At 67.9% G+C, this 14,539-nt stretch carries 15 protein-coding genes; 11 read left to right on the top strand and 4 right to left on the bottom strand.

Annotated elements, in window-relative coordinates; all coding sequences use genetic code 11:
• Positions 1–59 precede the first annotated feature (59 nt).
• Positions 60–2,654: a bifunctional aspartate kinase/diaminopimelate decarboxylase gene (locus C1932_RS05330; protein ID WP_108752411.1), complete on the bottom strand. Its 2,595-nt coding sequence runs from the start codon at positions 2,652–2,654 to the stop codon at positions 60–62.
• A gap of 75 nt (positions 2,655–2,729) precedes the next feature.
• Here C1932_RS05330 and C1932_RS05325 point away from each other — a divergent pair, with 75 nt between their 5' ends.
• Together C1932_RS05325 and C1932_RS05320 are read left to right on the top strand one after the other, a co-directional pair.
• A complete protein-coding gene (locus tag C1932_RS05325; protein WP_108763359.1) occupies positions 2,730–3,602 on the top strand; it encodes a PhzF family phenazine biosynthesis protein in 873 nt (290 codons plus the stop codon).
• 96 nt (positions 3,603–3,698) lie between these two features.
• A complete protein-coding gene (locus C1932_RS05320; RefSeq protein WP_108763358.1) occupies positions 3,699–4,577 on the top strand; it encodes a PhzF family phenazine biosynthesis protein in 879 nt (292 codons plus the stop codon).
• Between the two features lie 40 nt (positions 4,578–4,617).
• Here the strand turns inward: C1932_RS05320 and C1932_RS05315 are convergent, their stop codons facing one another.
• Positions 4,618–5,049, bottom strand: coding sequence for an OsmC family protein (locus C1932_RS05315; protein ID WP_019659396.1), 432 nt, complete (start codon positions 5,047–5,049; stop codon positions 4,618–4,620).
• 359 nt (positions 5,050–5,408) lie between these two features.
• Here C1932_RS05315 and C1932_RS05310 point away from each other — a divergent pair, with 359 nt between their 5' ends.
• The 4 genes from C1932_RS05310 to C1932_RS05295 all read left to right on the top strand — a co-directional run bounded on the left by C1932_RS05310 (position 5,409) and on the right by C1932_RS05295 (position 7,708).
• Complete coding sequence (locus tag C1932_RS05310) at positions 5,409–5,807, top strand: HU family DNA-binding protein (RefSeq protein WP_108748848.1); 399 nt, start codon at positions 5,409–5,411, stop codon at positions 5,805–5,807.
• 318 nt (positions 5,808–6,125) lie between these two features.
• Positions 6,126–6,434 carry a DUF3861 family protein gene (locus C1932_RS05305; RefSeq protein ID WP_108761441.1) on the top strand — a complete coding sequence of 103 codons (309 nt, stop codon included), beginning with the start codon at positions 6,126–6,128 and terminating at the stop codon, positions 6,432–6,434.
• A 55-nt stretch (positions 6,435–6,489) separates the two neighbouring features.
• Positions 6,490–7,032, top strand: a complete 543-nt coding sequence (locus C1932_RS05300; RefSeq protein WP_108761440.1) for a hypothetical protein — start codon at positions 6,490–6,492, stop codon at positions 7,030–7,032.
• 79 nt (positions 7,033–7,111) lie between these two features.
• Positions 7,112–7,708, top strand: coding sequence for a DUF1439 domain-containing protein (locus tag C1932_RS05295; protein ID WP_108754744.1), 597 nt, complete (start codon positions 7,112–7,114; stop codon positions 7,706–7,708).
• A 77-nt stretch (positions 7,709–7,785) separates the two neighbouring features.
• Here the strand turns inward: C1932_RS05295 and C1932_RS05290 are convergent, their stop codons facing one another.
• Both C1932_RS05290 and C1932_RS05285 read right to left on the bottom strand, forming a co-directional pair.
• Positions 7,786–8,328: a type 1 glutamine amidotransferase domain-containing protein gene (locus tag C1932_RS05290; protein WP_108761439.1), complete on the bottom strand. Its 543-nt coding sequence runs from the start codon at positions 8,326–8,328 to the stop codon at positions 7,786–7,788.
• Positions 8,329–8,519: 191 nt separating this feature from the next.
• Positions 8,520–8,987, bottom strand: coding sequence for an SET domain-containing protein-lysine N-methyltransferase (locus C1932_RS05285; RefSeq protein ID WP_108755609.1), 468 nt, complete (start codon positions 8,985–8,987; stop codon positions 8,520–8,522).
• A gap of 202 nt (positions 8,988–9,189) precedes the next feature.
• Here C1932_RS05285 and C1932_RS05280 point away from each other — a divergent pair, with 202 nt between their 5' ends.
• The 5 genes from C1932_RS05280 (at position 9,190) to C1932_RS05260 (ending at position 14,483) form a co-directional block, all read left to right on the top strand.
• On the top strand, positions 9,190–9,645 hold the full coding sequence (locus C1932_RS05280; RefSeq protein WP_108748843.1) for an SUF system Fe-S cluster assembly regulator: 456 nt from the start codon (positions 9,190–9,192) through the stop codon (positions 9,643–9,645).
• Between the two features lie 18 nt (positions 9,646–9,663).
• Positions 9,664–11,139, top strand: a complete 1,476-nt coding sequence (gene sufB / locus C1932_RS05275; RefSeq protein ID WP_108748842.1) for a Fe-S cluster assembly protein SufB — start codon at positions 9,664–9,666, stop codon at positions 11,137–11,139.
• Positions 11,140–11,203: 64 nt separating this feature from the next.
• On the top strand, positions 11,204–11,968 hold the full coding sequence (gene sufC / locus C1932_RS05270; protein WP_108761438.1) for a Fe-S cluster assembly ATPase SufC: 765 nt from the start codon (positions 11,204–11,206) through the stop codon (positions 11,966–11,968).
• Positions 11,968–13,230 (top strand): Fe-S cluster assembly protein SufD, encoded by a 1,263-nt coding sequence (sufD, locus tag C1932_RS05265; RefSeq protein WP_108761437.1) that lies wholly within the window; start codon positions 11,968–11,970, stop codon positions 13,228–13,230. Before sufC ends, sufD begins: the two co-directional genes overlap by 1 nt.
• The gene (locus C1932_RS05260) at positions 13,227–14,483 is read left to right on the top strand and encodes a cysteine desulfurase (protein WP_108761436.1); all 1,257 of its coding nucleotides are present in this window, start codon (positions 13,227–13,229) and stop codon (positions 14,481–14,483) included. The genes sufD and C1932_RS05260 overlap by 4 nt, the downstream gene beginning before the upstream one ends.
• Positions 14,484–14,539 lie beyond the last annotated feature (56 nt).

Genomic DNA, 14,539 nt, shown 5'->3' with positions numbered 1-14,539 from the left:
GGCCCGCGCGCGTGCGCGGGTCGTGTCGGTGGGCGGGTGCAGGGTGCGAAGGCTGGCGATCACTCGATCACGTCTTCGCGCGGCATCGCCCGCTGGTTGTAGGTGTTGGACATCACATAGCCGTAAGCACCGGCATCGGCGATCAGCATCACATCGTCCGGCGCGGTGGACACCGGCAGCTTGCGGCGCTTGCCGAACACATCGCTGGATTCGCAGATCGGGCCGACCACATCGAATGCCGCCTCGGCATAGCCGCCCTGGCGGCTCAGGTTCTCGATGTCGTGCCAGGCGTCGTACAGGGCCGGGCGCATCAGCGTGTTCATGCCGGCATCCAGGCCGACGCGGCGCACGCCGTCCTTTTCCACAACTTGGGTAGCGTGGGTCAGCAGTACGCCCGATTCGGCCACCAGGTAGCGGCCCGGCTCGATCGCCAGGCGGAACGCCGGGTGCAGCGCCTTCACTTCGGCCAGGCCTTCGGCCCAGGCGTCCAGGTCGAACGGCTCGTCTTCTTCGCTGTACGGAATCGGCAGGCCGCCACCGATATCGATGGTCTGCACGCTGCCGATGCGGCGGGCGAAACCGGCCAGTTCATCGCACATCAGGCGCCAGTGCTGCGCCGTTTCCACGCCGCTGCCCAGGTGGGCGTGCAGGCCGACCACGCGGGTGCCCAGCTCGGTGGCCGCGCGCACGAATTCGTCCACGCGGGCAATCGGCAGGCCGAACTTCGACTCCTTGCCACCGGTGCGCACCTTGGCGTGGTGGCCTTCGCCACGGCCCAGGTCTACGCGCAGCCACAGTTCGCGGTTGCGGAACAGGTCCGGCCAGCGCTGCAGCGCCTCCACGTTGTCCACGGTCACGGTCACGCCCAGGGCGAACGCGGCTTCGTATTCGCTGCGCGGGCAGAAGCTGGGGGTGAACAGCACGCGCTTGGGCGACAGTTCCGGCAGGTGCTGGAACACGTGCTTCAGCTCACCGTGCGAAACGCATTCCAGACCGAAGCCTTCGGCTTCCAGCAGCTGCAGGATGGCCGGGTGGCTGTTGGCCTTGATCGCGTAATAGCGCTGGTCGATCGGCTTGATCGCGGCCAGCGCGCGGGCGCGGGCGCGCACGGTGGGCAGGTGGTAGACGTAGCGCGGCGTGCCGGCGTCGGCCAGCTGCAGCAGGTGCGCACGCTGGCCACGCCACCACGGCGTGCCGCGCGGGCGCACGGTGCCGGCAATCTCGCGCCAGCGCGGGCCGAACACTTCGGTTTCTTCCACCGGCATGGCGCCGCTGTCGATCAGCTCGGCATGCAGGATCGGCAGCAGGCCATCGGCATCGGCCTCGTCGATCACGAAGGTCAGGTTCAGATCGTTGGACGACTGCGAGATCATGTGCACGCGCTCGCGGCCGAACGTGGCCCACACGTCCGACAGCTTGTGCAGCAGCGAACGCATGCCACGGCCGACCAGGGTGATGGCCGCGCACGGTACGATCACCTTCACCTTGCAGATCTGCGACAGGTCCGCCGACAGCGCGGCCAGCACATCGGTGTTGACCAGGTTCTCGGACGGGTCCAGCGATACGGTGACGTTGGTTTCGGCCGAACCGATCAGGTCCACCGACAGCCCGTGCTTCTTGAACAGGCCGAACACATCGGCCAGGAAGCCGACCTGCTGCCACATGCCGATGCCTTCCATCGACACCAGCACGATGCCGTTGCGGCGGCTGATCGCCTTCACCCCCGGCACCGGCGCGGCATTGCCGTCGATGCTGGTGCCCGGCAGTTCCGGGCGCTCGGTATCGAGGATGGCCATCGGCACGCCGGCGTCGCGGCAGGGCTTGATCGAGCGCGGGTGCAGCACCTTGGCGCCGGTGGTGGCGATTTCCTGCGCCTCGTAATAGTCCAGGCGGGTCAGCAGGCGCGCGTCGGGCACGTCCTTGGGGTTGGCGCTGAACATGCCCGGCACGTCGGTCCAGATTTCCACGCGGCTGGCGCCCAGCAGCGCACCGAAGTACGCCGCCGAGGTGTCCGAGCCACCGCGGCCAAGGATGGCGGTACCGCCGTCGGCATGGCGGGAAATGAAACCCTGGGTAATCAGCAGGCGGGTCGGCTGCGCACGGAAGCGCTGCGCCCATTCGCCGTCGGCACGCCACTGGCAGTTCACCGACAGGCGCTGCGACCAGTCGCTCTGGTTCGGCTGCGGCGGCATCGCGTCCAGCCACTGGCGGGCATCCATCCAGCCCATGTCCAGGCCCGAGGCGTGCAGGTAGGCCGCGCCCAGGGTGGAGGACAGCAGCTCGCCCTGACCCAGTACTTCGGCCTGCCAGTCCAGCGTACGGGTGGCGGCGCGTGCATCGTCCAGCAGGCCCTGCAGCACGGCCAGGCGCTCGGCCAGCACGTCGTGGCCCAGGCCCAGTTCATCCAGGAAGCCGAGGTGGCGTTCGACCAGCGCGGCCACGCGGTCGCGGCTGTCGGCCGCGCCATCGGCAATGGCGGTCAGTTCATTGGTCACCCCGGACAGCGCCGAGACCACCACCAGCACGCGCGAGCCGGTTTCTTCCGCGCGTTTTTTCGCCAGCTTCCCGATCGTGTCCCAACGGTGGCGACGCGACACCGAGGTGCCGCCGAACTTCAGTACGATCCAACGATCGACAAGGGGGGAAGCTGACATGGATAGGCTATGTGTAATGTGGGGAAGCCGCCCACGGGGGCGGAACCTTCGATTCTAAGCCCAATGGACCCGCCGATGCCCGCCTTCCGCTACCTGCAGCTCGATGTCTTTGCCGACCAGCCCGGCCGCGGCAACCCGCTGGGGGTGGTGCTGGGCGCCGAGGGCCTGTCCGCGGCCCGCATGCAGGCCTTGGCTGCCTGGCTGAACCTGTCGGAGACGGTGTTCTTCCTGCCCCCCAGCGCGCCCGGCGCCGACTACCACATCCGCATTTTCACCCCGGCCAGCGAACTGCCGTTTGCCGGCCATCCCAGCGTGGGCGCGGCCTGGGCGGCGGTCACCCGGGGCCTGGCGCACCCGCGCGACGGCGCGCTGGTCCAGCAGTGCGCGGCCGGGCTGCTGCCGGTGCGGGTGAGCGGCGCGGCCGATGCCCCGCACATCGAACTGGCCAGCCCGCCGGCCCGCCGCCTGCAGACCGCCCCCGGCGCAGTGCCGGACGCGCTGCAGGCACGGGCCGCCGACGGTCAGCTGCCCGAGCTTTGGGACAACGGCCCGCGCTGGTGGCTGCTGCCGCTGCGCGATGCCGCCGCGGTACGCACGCTGGCGCCGGACATGGCAGCCCTGCGCGACTGGAGCAATGCCACCGACGCCACGGGCGTGGCGGTGTTCGCCGCCGAAGACGCCGCGCAGCACCAGTGGGTGGTGCGCGCGTTCTGCCCCGGTGATGCGGTGAACGTACCCGAAGACCCGGTAACCGGCAGCGCCAACGCGCTGATCGGCGCCTGGCTGGGCGAGCGCGGCGTGCTGCCCGGCGGCAGCGGCAGCTACGTGGCCAGCCAGGGCCGCGAGGTCGGCCGCGACGGTCGCGTCCATGTGCGGGTGGATGCCCAGGGCACGGTGTGGATCGGCGGCCAGGTGCAGTGCGTGATCGACGGCCTCATCAGCTGGTAGCGCCGGGCCATGCCCGGCGGCGCACCGCACCGCGCTGCGCGCTCGCGGGGCATGGCCCCCGCGCTACCATCCCCCATTTCGTTGGAGCTGCCCCTGATGTCCGCACGCCGTTTCCTGCAACTGGATGTGTTTTCCCCGCGCGCCGGCGCCGGCAATCCATTGGCCGTGGTACTCGATGCCGAAGGCCTGGACGACACCACCATGCAGGCCATCGCGCGCTGGACCCGGCTGCCGGAAACCACCTTCGTGTTCCCGCCCGAAACGGCCGGCAGCAGCTATCGCCTGCGCATGTTCAGCCCGCAGAAGGAAGTCCCGTTCGCCGGCCACCCCAGCGTCGGAACGGCCCATGCGGTGCTGCTGGCCGGGCTGGCCACGCCGGTGGACGGCGTACTGGTGCAGGACGGCATTGCTGGCGCGCTGCCGCTGCAGGTGATGGGCGAAGGCGCGCAGCAGCGCATTGCAATCCGCACCCCGCGCGCGCAGCTGGCCGAGACTGCGACGGCCGATGACCCGCGCCTGGCCGCTGCGCTGCAGGGCTGGCCGCTGGGCACCCTGCCCCCGGCACGCATGCAGGGCGGCCGCAGCTGGTGGGTGGTGCAGGTGGCCGATGAAGCGCAGCTGCGCGCACTGCAGCCGGACTGGGACGCGATCGCAACCCTGGCCGAATCCACCGACAGCATGGGCGTGTTCGCCTACGCCTTCAGCGATGGCAACGAGGGTTACGACCTGGCGGTGCGCGCCTTCGTCGGCAACGGGCGGCGCTTCGAAGATGCGGCGTCGGGCGCGGCGAATGCCGTGCTGGCAGCCTGGCTGGACCTGCGCGGGGTGCTGCCGCGCGGCCGCGAACCGTATGAAGTCAGCCAGGGCCGCGAGGTCGGCCACGATGCGCGCCTGACCCTGCGGGTCGATGCGGACGGCGAAGTGTGGTCCGGCGGTCAAGTGCAGACCGTGATCACCGGGACCCTCGATTGGTGAACGCTGTGGAGCGCCGGGCATGGCCCGGCGCTACCCGGGCTCAGCCCAGTTCTGCTTCCAGGCTGATCGGCACCGCACTCAACGCCTTGGACACCGGGCAGTTCTGCTTGGCGTCATCGGCAATGGCGCGGAACTGGGTGGCATCGATGCCCGGCACCACGGCCTTCACCTTCAGGCGGATCTGCGAAAGCTGCGGACCGCCTTCCATCGACAGATCCACCTTGGCTTCGGTGTCCAGCGAGGTCGGTGTAAACCCGGCCTCGCCCAGTTTGGCCGACAGCGCCATGGTGAAGCAGCCCGCGTGCGCGGCGGCGATCAGCTCTTCCGGATTGGTGCCCTTTTCATCGCCGAAGCGGCTGTTGAAGCCGTAGCGGGTCTTGTCCAGCAGCCCACTCTGCGGGGTGCTCAACTGGCCCTTGCCCGACTTCAGATCCCCTTCCCAGTGCGCGGTGGCGTGTCGCGAGATTCCCATGTGCTGCTCCTGCGTGGCGTTGGTGAACGCTTACCCTGCCACGGCCGGCGTTAGCCCTGCGTCGCTCCGCCGCAGTGGCAAACGCTGTCCCGGGCCAGCGCCGTGGACACTTCTTCGCCAGGCGAGCGCGCATTTTTCCCTTGTTTTCAGTACTTTCGCGCAGATCGCCCGCATCCCGCAGCGCACCAGAGCCGTGCAATCCCCTGCCGCGCGCCATGTACTGAATCGGTCTGGATATGAAAAAACCTGCACTTTCAGCACTGCGGGCTATTGGCGGCGCCCACGAGTTGCCCTACATTGCGCTTGCCGACGGGGTTCGGCGCCGACCAAACAACCAACCGTTCACGGAACAGGAAACCATGGCAAAGACCGCTAAGAAGGCTGCCCCGAAAAAGGCAGTGAAGAAAGTCGCGACGAAGGCAGCCGCCAAGCCGGCCGCTCCGAAGCCGATCAAGGAAGTGCTGACCAAGTCGGGCCTGGTTGCACACATCGCTGAAGCGTCCGGCGTTGTCGCCAAGGACGTGCGCGCGGTGCTGGCCTCGCTGGAAAGCGCTGTCGCTTCCTCGGTGCACAAGAAGGGCGCTGGCTCCTTCACCCTGCCGGGCCTGCTGAAGATCTCCACCGTCAATGTGCCGGCCAAGCCGAAGCGCAAGGGCATCAACCCGTTCACCAAGGAAGAACAGTGGTTCGCCGCCAAGCCGGCCACCACCAAGCTCAAGGTTCGCCCGCTGAAGAAGCTCAAGGACGCTGCGCTGTAAGCGCGCGCCCCACGGCGATCTTCTGACGGGACGGCCCAGGCCGTCCCGTTTTTTTTGCGCGCAATGTATCCACGCCAAGACAGCCCGCCAGTAGATCCACGCCATGCGTGGATACGCCACCCCGCGGCAACCCGCAACACAGCGTTTCCCTGCGCATACCCTGCCCGCCCACAACCGCGCCAGCATTGGCCGCAGCCAGCATTTTCCGCCGCGGGAACGCACCGGGTGGAACACTGCGTGCAGCGCGGGCCGTCGCCGCCGGTCACCGCCTTGCCTATGGTGGGCACATCCCCCCACCTACAGGCGAGCACACCTCTCATGGCCAGCCCCTCCACCCGCTACCGGATCTCGGTGACCCCCATCGAAAAGGACGGGCACCAGTGCACCGGGCGCTGCACCATCGAGCTGGAACACCGCGCCAGCCGCGACCTGATGCGCCTGCTGGAAGCCGCCCCGCGCACGCCTGGCCTGAGCGGTGACGAGCGCGCCACCCTGGTGGTCGCCGCGCAGTTGCTGCGCGATATCGTCCAGCGCCATGCCGACAGCGAAGGCCACGCCCTGGCGACGGTGGCGCCCGAGCTGCTGGCCGCGCTGCAGGCGTTGGACCAGCGCATCGCATCGCGCTGATTCCCGCCCAGCCGATACACTGCCGCCTCCCATTGGCCTCGGGGAGGAGGCAGACATGCGCAGTATGTTGTGGGGGTGCCTTGCCCTTGCCCTGATCGGGTGTTCGCGCGCCCCGGTGGATGCACCCGCGTCGGCCGCCACCACCGCCGCGGCGGCCGACGCAGCTGTCGCGACAGCCCCTGCTGCCGACGCTCCGTCAGGCGCCCTCGCAGCGCAGACGGTTGACCCGCTGTTCGGCGCAGTCGCCGCCGGCAGCGAGGCACCCGCGCACATGCTCAACCGCTACATGCTGGCCCTGCTCAACGGCAACCGCAGCAGCAGTGATGCGGCCTGGACCTTCGCCCCGGCCGACCCGCGGCATGCCGACGACGCGCTGCTGCGGGCATTGCCGGACCTGCGCAGCCTGCGCCTGGACAGCGAACCGCCCGTTCCCCGCGACCACGAACGCCCCAGCCGACTGCTGGAAGTGCCGGTGCGGGTGCGTGCCGCGACCGGCCAGGGCACCTTCCGCTTCCATGGCTGGTACCGCGTGCAGCCACGGGCCGACGGCCAAGGCTGGCAGATCCAGTCGGCGAAGCTGGAACCCACGCTGGACTGAATCCCTTTCGCAGCGTGCACCCGCGATTCAGCGGCCACCGCTACTCTGTGAGCCACCCATTACCTGCCCGGTCACCGCCATGCGCCTGCGTTCCCTGCTGACCCGTGTTGCTGCATCCACTGTCCTGATCGCCGCGGCGATCGGTGCGCAGGCAGCCCCCTCGATTTCCGGCCGCGAACTGTCGGTCGGTGCCAGTGACGTCCAGCAGTACCTGGATGGCAGCTTCCCGCGCACCCAGGACGCGCTGGGCGGACTGATCGCCCTGACCATGAGCCACCCGCAGCTGAGCCTGCCGGCCGGCGAACGCTTGAACCTGGGCATGGACCTGGCGCTGGCCACCGCTGGCGGCAACCCGACCAACCTGGGCAAGGTGAAGCTGAGCAGCGGCCTGCGCTATGACGCGCAGACCCAAGGCTTCCACCTGCAGGAACCGACCGTGGACGATTTCACCCCGGCCAGCCAGGGCGGGCGCCTGGATTCGCGCACCCGCGCCCTGCTCAACGCCGCCCTGAGCGACTACGCGCGCCGCGAACCGATCTACAAGCTGGACCCCGCCGTGGCCGGCGTACTGGGCGCCCTGCAGGTGCAGTCGGCGCAGGTGAAGAACGGCAAGCTGGTGGTCACCTTCAACCAGAACCTGGGCAGCCTGGTGCCCGCCGGCCTGCTCGGCAAATAAGGTAGCGCCGGGCCTGGCCCGGCGGCTTCTGCATTTCCCACGCGTCCCGTTCGCCGGGCATGGCCCGGCGCTACCGCTCACGCCGCCAACGCGTTCACCACCGCTTCGCTGAACGCCGGGATATCGTCCGGCTTGCGACTGGTGATCAGATTGCCGTCCACCACCACTTCGGCATCGCGCCAGCGTGCGCCGGCGTTGGCAAGATCCTGTCGCAGCGACGGCCAGGATGTCACCTCGCGGCCTTCGGCCAGCCCACTGTTGATCAGCAACCAAGGGCCGTGGCAGATCGCGGCCACCGGTTTCCCCGCCGCCGCCACGCTGCGGATGAAGCCCAGTGCGGCCTCGTCGGTGCGCAGCGAATCGGGATTGATCACCCCGCCTGGCAGCACCAGTGCGTCGAACTGCCCAGCGTCAGCATCGGCCAACGGCAGGTCCACGGCCACCACGCCGCCCCAGTCCTTGTCCTTCCACCCTTTGATACTGGCCTCCTTCGCGGGGGAAACCACGGTCACCGTGGCGCCCTGCGCTTCCAGCAGGCGCTTGGGTTCGGTCAGTTCGGACTGTTCAAAGCCGTGGGTCGCAAGAATGGCAATTTGCTTGCCACCAAGTCGCTGTGCCATGTCGGATGCTCCGCCAAAAGGAGCAGACAGCGTGGCTGAAGACCCATTGCACGCCGGTGACCCCGCCGTGCACGCCAGGTGCAGGCGGCCCTTGTATAGTCGAGCTTGCTCGACTGCCCTTACCCGTAGAGTCGAGCTTGCTCGACTGCCTTTTGCAAAGCAGTCGAGCAAGCTCGACTCTACGATTCCGATTAGCGCTTGGGCTGCAGCATCGTGCCGGTGCACTTGGGCGAGCCGCAGCGGCACTCCCAGATCTTCTTCAGCTTGGCCGTATGGCGCTCGGCCAGCACGATGCCGTAGTTGTAGGTGAGCTCTTCGCCGGCCTTGATATCGCGCACCGCCTCGATGAACACCTTGTCGCCGCGGCTGTCACCGTCTTCGTCTTCCTCGATCACTGCTTCGCAGTTCGGGTCGCAGCTGTGGTTGATCCAGCGCGCGTCGTTGCCCTTGTAGTTGGCATCGATCACCCAGTCATCGTTGAGGGTGAACAGGAAGGTGTGGCCGCTTTCCACATCGCCGCTGTCATCGGCATCGACATCGCCATGGCTGCGCAGCAGGCCCTTGTACTGGATCACGCGCTCGCCCTGCTTGATCGGGGCCACGGCGAACACGCCGTTGCCATGGATGGCGGACTTGCGGGCTTGGATCTTCTTGGGCATCGGCAAGGGGATTGGCAGCAATAGGAACCCCGATTCTCACCCATTCACAGTGATTGCGAAAATCACCTCCATCCCGCAGCATGTCGCCCCACCGCCGCCGGGGTGCCCCGCCGCCGGCCCAGCGCTGGCTGAATGGCCGGGTTGGATGCCGGCGAAGAAAAGCGTACAATTTCAGTCCGCTTTAAGAACCACTCGCATCCCCATGTTGCGCGTCACCAAGCTCACAGATTACGCCACCGTCGTGCTGACCGTGCTCGCCGCCCGCCCGGGCGAGGTGCTCAGTGCCACCGAACTGGCTGAATTCACTGGTCTGGAACCGCCCACCGTCAGCAAGGTGCTCAAGCCGCTGGCCCAGGCCGGTCTGGTGGAAGGCCTGCGCGGCGTGCGCGGCGGCTACCGGCTGACCCGCGCGCCCGGGCAGATCACCCTGTTCGAGGTGGTCGAAGCGATGGAAGGGCCGCTGGCCCTGACCGAATGCAGCCACGACCACCACCAGTGCGGCATGGCGCCCAAGTGCGGCGCGCGCAGCAGCTGGCGGCTGATCAACGATGTGGTGTCCGAGGCCCTGCGCGCTGTCAGCCTGGCCCAGATCCTGCCCCCTCTTCCCCTTGTCGATGACGAACAGCGCCGCACCATCGCTGTCGACGTCGTCTCCTGATCCGTAGGCAGCCCCCCCATGGCCACCGAAACCATCGAAACCGTCGCCCACGACGACACCCCCAACCGCGAGATCCACGAGCAGCTCGGCCGCAAGTATTCGGCCGGCTTCATCACCGAGATCGAGTCGGACTCGCTTCCTGCCGGCCTGGACGAGGACACCATCCGTGCCCTGTCGGCCAAGAAGGAGGAGCCGGAATGGATGACGCAGTGGCGCCTGGACGCCTACCGTCACTTCCTGACCATGCCGATGCCGAACTGGGCCAAGCTGCAGATCGCCCCGATCGACCTGCAGGCGCTCAGCTACTACTCCGCGCCGAAGGGCCCGAAGTACGCCTCGCTGGATGACGTGCCCAAGGAACTGCTCGATACCTACGACAAGCTGGGCGTGCCGCTGCACGAGCGCGCCAAGCTGGCCGGCGTGGCGGTGGACGCCGTGTTCGACTCGGTGTCCGTCGGCACCACCTTCCGCAAGGAACTGGCCGAGAAGGGCATCATCTTCTGCTCCATGTCCGAGGCCATCAAGGAACACCCGGAACTGGTGCGCCAGTACCTGGGCACCGTGGTGCCGGTGGGCGACAACTACTTCGCCGCGCTGAACTCGGCCGTGTTCTCCGATGGCAGCTTCGTGTTCATTCCCAAGGGCGTGCGCTGCCCGATGGAACTGAGCACCTACTTCCGCATCAACGCCGGCCACACCGGCCAGTTCGAGCGCACCCTGATCGTGTGCGAGGACAAGGCCTACGTGTCCTACCTGGAAGGCTGCACCGCGCCGATGCGCGATGAGAACCAGCTGCACGCTGCGGTGGTGGAACTGGTGGCGCTGGAAGACGCGGAGATCAAGTATTCCACGGTGCAGAACTGGTACCCGGGCGACGAGAACGGCGTGGGCGGCATCTACAACTTCGTCACCAAGCGTGCCGAATGCCGTGGCGCGCGCAGCAAGGTCACCTGGACCCAGGTCGAGACCGGCTCGGCCATCACCTGGAAGTACCCCTCCTGCGTGCTGCTGGGCGACGATTCGGTGGGCGAGTTCCACTCGGTGGCGCTTACCCACCACCGCCAGCAGGCCGACACCGGCACCAAGATGATCCACGTCGGCAAGCGCACCAAGAGCAAGATCGTCAGCAAGGGCATCAGCGCCGGCCGCGGCCAGAACACCTACCGCGGCCTGGTCAAGGTCGACCGCAACGCCGATGGCGCGCGCAACTACACCCAGTGCGATTCGCTGCTGATCGGCAAGCAGTGCGGTGCCCACACCTTCCCCTACATCGAGGTGAAGAACCCGGGCGCCACCGTCGAGCACGAGGCCACCACCTCGAAGATTTCCGACGACCAGCTGTTCTACTGCCGCGCCCGTGGCATCAGCCAGGAAGACGCGGTGTCGATGATCGTCGACGGCTTCTGCAAGCAGGTGTTCCGCGAACTGCCGATGGAATTCGCAGTGGAAGCCAAGAAGCTGCTGGAAGTCTCGCTGGAAGGGTCGGTGGGTTGACCCGCCTGCTGCCTTCGTTCTGATTATTCAGCCACGCACGGCGTGGCGCTACTGGATTCGTATCATGCTGAAGATCGACAACCTCCACGCCCGCATCGGCGACAAGGAAATCCTCAAAGGCCTGTCGCTGGACGTGAAACCCGGCCAGGTGCACGCCATCATGGGCCCCAACGGCGCCGGCAAGTCCACCCTGGGCAATGTGCTGGCCGGCCGTGACGGCTACGAAGTCACCGAAGGCAGCGTGCAGTTCGACGGTGTGGACCTGCTCGACCAGGAGCCGGAAGCGCGCGCCGCCGCCGGCCTGTTCCTGGCCTTCCAGTACCCGGTGGAAATCCCCGGCGTGAACAACACCTACTTCCTGCGCGCCGCATTGAATGCGCAGCGCAAGGCACGCGGCCAGGACGAACTGGATTCCATGCAGTTCCTGAAGCTGGTGCGGCAGAAGCTGGCCGTGCTGCACCTGAAGGACGAGCTGCTGCACCGTGGCGTGAACGAAGGCTTCTCCGGTGGCGAGAAGAAGCGCAACGAGATCTTCCAGCTGGCCGTGCTGGAGCCGAAGCTGGCGATCCTGGACGAAACCGATTCGGGCCTGGACATCGACGCGCTGAAGAGCGTGGCCGACGGCGTGAATGCGCTGCGCGCGGCCGATCGTTCGTTCCTGGTCATCACCCACTACCAGCGCCTGCTGGACTACATCAAGCCGGACGTGGTGCACGTGCTGGCCGACGGCCGCATCGTCAAGACCGGCGGCCCGGAACTGGCGCTGGAACTGGAAGCCCACGGCTACGATTTCCTGAAGGACCGCGTGGTGCGCGAGGCGGCCGTCTGATGAGCGCCCTGCTCGACTCGATGGCCCAGGCGTTCTGCGGCAGCGATGCGCGCCGCGACGTGCTCGATGCCGCCCTGCGTGAAGGCCTGCCTGCTGCTCGCAGCGAGGCCTGGAAGTACACCTCGCTGCGCCAGCTGGAGCGCCGCGCCTTCGCCCCCGCACCGCAGGCCCCGGCCGCGCTGGATGCCGAGGCACTGGCCGACATTCCCGCGCCGCGCCTGGTGTTCGTCAACGGCCGTCTGCACGATGGCCTGAGCGACACCCACGGCCTGCCCGCTGGCGTGCAGCTGGAAGCGCTGTCCAGCGCACTGGCCGCCGGCGAGGATGCCGCGCGCTTCCTTGGCCGCCGCTATGAGCGCAGCGACGAAGTGTTCGCCCGCCTCAATGCTGCCCTGGCTGATGAAGGCGTGGTGCTGCGCGTGGATGAAGGCGTGCAGGTTGAAGTGCCGCTGCAGCTGGTGTTCGCCAGCGTGGCCGGCGATACCGACCTGGCCTGGCACCACCGCCACCTGATCGAATTGCGTGCCGGCGCCAGCCTGGGCGTGGTCGAGCACTGCTTCAGCGTGGGCGATTCGGCGCACTTGGACAACACCGTGCTGCACGCCCACGTCGCCCGCGACGCCGTGCTCACGCACGCCCGCGTGCAGGCCGGCAGCGCGCGCCAGACCAGCTTCCTGCGTACCGATGCGGTGCTGGCGCGCGATGCGCAGTACCACCGCGTGGACCTGGAACTGGGCGCCGCGCTCAGCCGCCACGAACTGAACGTGCGCCTGGAAGGTGACAACGCACAACTGACCGCCAACGGCGTGCTGCTGGGCAATGGGCGCCGCCACGTCGACACCCGTCTGGGCATCGACCACATCGCCCGCGACACCAGCAGCGAGCTGTTGTGGCGCGGCGTGGCCGCCAACCGCAGCCGCGTGGTGTTCCATGGCGGCATCCAGATCCGCGAAGGCGCCGACGGCACCGACGCGAACCTGTCCAACAAGAACCTGCTGCTGTCGGCCGATGCCGAGATCGACACCCAGCCGGTGCTGGTGATCGACGCCGATGAAGTGAAGGCCGCACACGGTGCTACCGTCGGCCAGCTCGATGCCAACGCGCTGTTCTACCTGCGCTCGCGCGGCCTGCCGCAGGCCCAGGCGCAGGCCCTGCTGAGCGCCGCGTTCTGCCACGAACCGCTGAAGGTGCTGCCCGACGCGCTGCGCGAGCAGCTGGCACGGCGCCTGGACAAGGCCCTGGCCGAGGCAGGCGTGGCATGAACCTGTCCACTCCGCGCCCGATCGAAGAACGCGCCGCTGCCCCCGACTGGGACCGCGTGCGCCTGGACTTCCCGCTGCTGATGCGCGAAGTGCACGGCAAGCCGCTGGTCTATTTCGACAACGCCAACACCGGCCAGAAGCCGGTGCAGGTGATCGGCGCGGTGGACGAGTTCTACCGCCGCTACAACGCCAATGTCAGCCGTGCGGTGCACGCGCTGGGCACCGAAGCCACCGACGCCTACGAAGGGGCGCGCAACAAGCTGGCGCGCTTCCTGAACGTCCGTGCCAGCGAGCTGGTGCTGTGCAGCGGCACCACCTTCGCGCTGAACCTGGTCGCCTATTCGTGGGCACTGCCGCGGCTGAAGGCCGGTGACGTGATCCTGGTCTCGCGCATGGAACACCATGCCAACATCGTGCCGTGGCAGCTGGTCGCCCAGCGCACCGGCGCCACCATCCGCGTGGCCGAGATCACCCCCGACGGCGCACTGGACCTGGACGCGCTGCGCAAGGCGATGACCGCCGAAGTCAAGCTGCTGGCCGTGGCCCACGTTTCCAACGTGCTGGGCACGGTGAACCCGGTGCGCGAGATCTGCCGCGAGGCACGCAAGCGCGGCATCATCACCGTGGTCGATGGCTCGCAGGCCGTGCCCCACCGCAAGGTGGACGTGGCCGCGATCGGCTGTGACTTCTATGCCATCACCGGCCACAAGATGTGCGGCCCGACCGGCACCGGTGCCCTGTGGGCGCGCCGCGAACATCTGGATGCCATGCCACCGTTCCTCGGGGGTGGCGAGATGATCAAGGAAGTCAGCTTCGACGGCACCGTGTTCAACGACGCCCCGCACAAGTTCGAAGCCGGCACCCCGAACATCTCCGGCTTCATTGGCCTGGGCGTGGCCGCTGATTACCTGGAAGCGCTCGGCCAGGACCACGTGGAAACGCGCGAAGCCGAACTGCTGGCGCACTTCACCGAAGAGCTGCAGAAGATCGATGGCCTGCGCATTTTCGGCACCACGCCGGACAAGGCCGCGGTCGTCTCGTTCCTGATCGACGGCGCCCACTCCCACGACCTGGCCACCCTGCTGGATCTGGAAGGCGTGGCCGTGCGCTCGGGCCAGCACTGCGCCCACCCGCTGCTGCAGTATTACGGCGTCGCCGCCACCTGCCGCGCCTCGCTGGCGTTCTACAACACCCACGCCGAAATCGAACGCTTCATCGTGGCGCTGAACAAGGTGCGCAAGCTGCTGGGCTGAGCCCGCAGAGCGGGGCCAGCAAGGGGTCAGATCCCTTTCGCAGCGCGAAAGGGCTC

It is taken from the genome of Stenotrophomonas sp. YAU14D1_LEIMI4_1, assembly GCF_003086815.1.
In the GTDB taxonomy this organism is placed as follows: Bacteria; Pseudomonadota; Gammaproteobacteria; order Xanthomonadales; family Xanthomonadaceae; genus Stenotrophomonas.
The sequence above is the reverse complement of the archived record's forward strand: the minus strand, read 5'-3'. Positions and strand labels throughout refer to the sequence as shown.

What these genes read in the sequence shown, in the direction of transcription:
- C1932_RS05330 (WP_108752411.1), bottom strand. Translation starts at nt 2,654, where the DNA reads ATGTCAGCTTCCCCCCTTGTCGATCGTTGGATCGTACTGAAGTTCGGC.
- C1932_RS05325 (WP_108763359.1), top strand. Translation starts at nt 2,730, where the DNA reads ATGCCCGCCTTCCGCTACCTGCAGCTCGATGTCTTTGCCGACCAGCCC.
- C1932_RS05320 (WP_108763358.1), top strand. Translation starts at nt 3,699, where the DNA reads ATGTCCGCACGCCGTTTCCTGCAACTGGATGTGTTTTCCCCGCGCGCC.
- C1932_RS05315 (WP_019659396.1), bottom strand. Translation starts at nt 5,049, where the DNA reads ATGGGAATCTCGCGACACGCCACCGCGCACTGGGAAGGGGATCTGAAG.
- C1932_RS05310 (WP_108748848.1), top strand. Translation starts at nt 5,409, where the DNA reads ATGGCAAAGACCGCTAAGAAGGCTGCCCCGAAAAAGGCAGTGAAGAAA.
- C1932_RS05305 (WP_108761441.1), top strand. Translation starts at nt 6,126, where the DNA reads ATGGCCAGCCCCTCCACCCGCTACCGGATCTCGGTGACCCCCATCGAA.
- C1932_RS05300 (WP_108761440.1), top strand. Translation starts at nt 6,490, where the DNA reads ATGCGCAGTATGTTGTGGGGGTGCCTTGCCCTTGCCCTGATCGGGTGT.
- C1932_RS05295 (WP_108754744.1), top strand. Translation starts at nt 7,112, where the DNA reads ATGCGCCTGCGTTCCCTGCTGACCCGTGTTGCTGCATCCACTGTCCTG.
- C1932_RS05290 (WP_108761439.1), bottom strand. Translation starts at nt 8,328, where the DNA reads ATGGCACAGCGACTTGGTGGCAAGCAAATTGCCATTCTTGCGACCCAC.
- C1932_RS05285 (WP_108755609.1), bottom strand. Translation starts at nt 8,987, where the DNA reads ATGCCCAAGAAGATCCAAGCCCGCAAGTCCGCCATCCATGGCAACGGC.
- C1932_RS05280 (WP_108748843.1), top strand. Translation starts at nt 9,190, where the DNA reads ATGTTGCGCGTCACCAAGCTCACAGATTACGCCACCGTCGTGCTGACC.
- sufB (WP_108748842.1), top strand. Translation starts at nt 9,664, where the DNA reads ATGGCCACCGAAACCATCGAAACCGTCGCCCACGACGACACCCCCAAC.
- sufC (WP_108761438.1), top strand. Translation starts at nt 11,204, where the DNA reads ATGCTGAAGATCGACAACCTCCACGCCCGCATCGGCGACAAGGAAATC.
- sufD (WP_108761437.1), top strand. Translation starts at nt 11,968, where the DNA reads ATGAGCGCCCTGCTCGACTCGATGGCCCAGGCGTTCTGCGGCAGCGAT.
- C1932_RS05260 (WP_108761436.1), top strand. Translation starts at nt 13,227, where the DNA reads ATGAACCTGTCCACTCCGCGCCCGATCGAAGAACGCGCCGCTGCCCCC.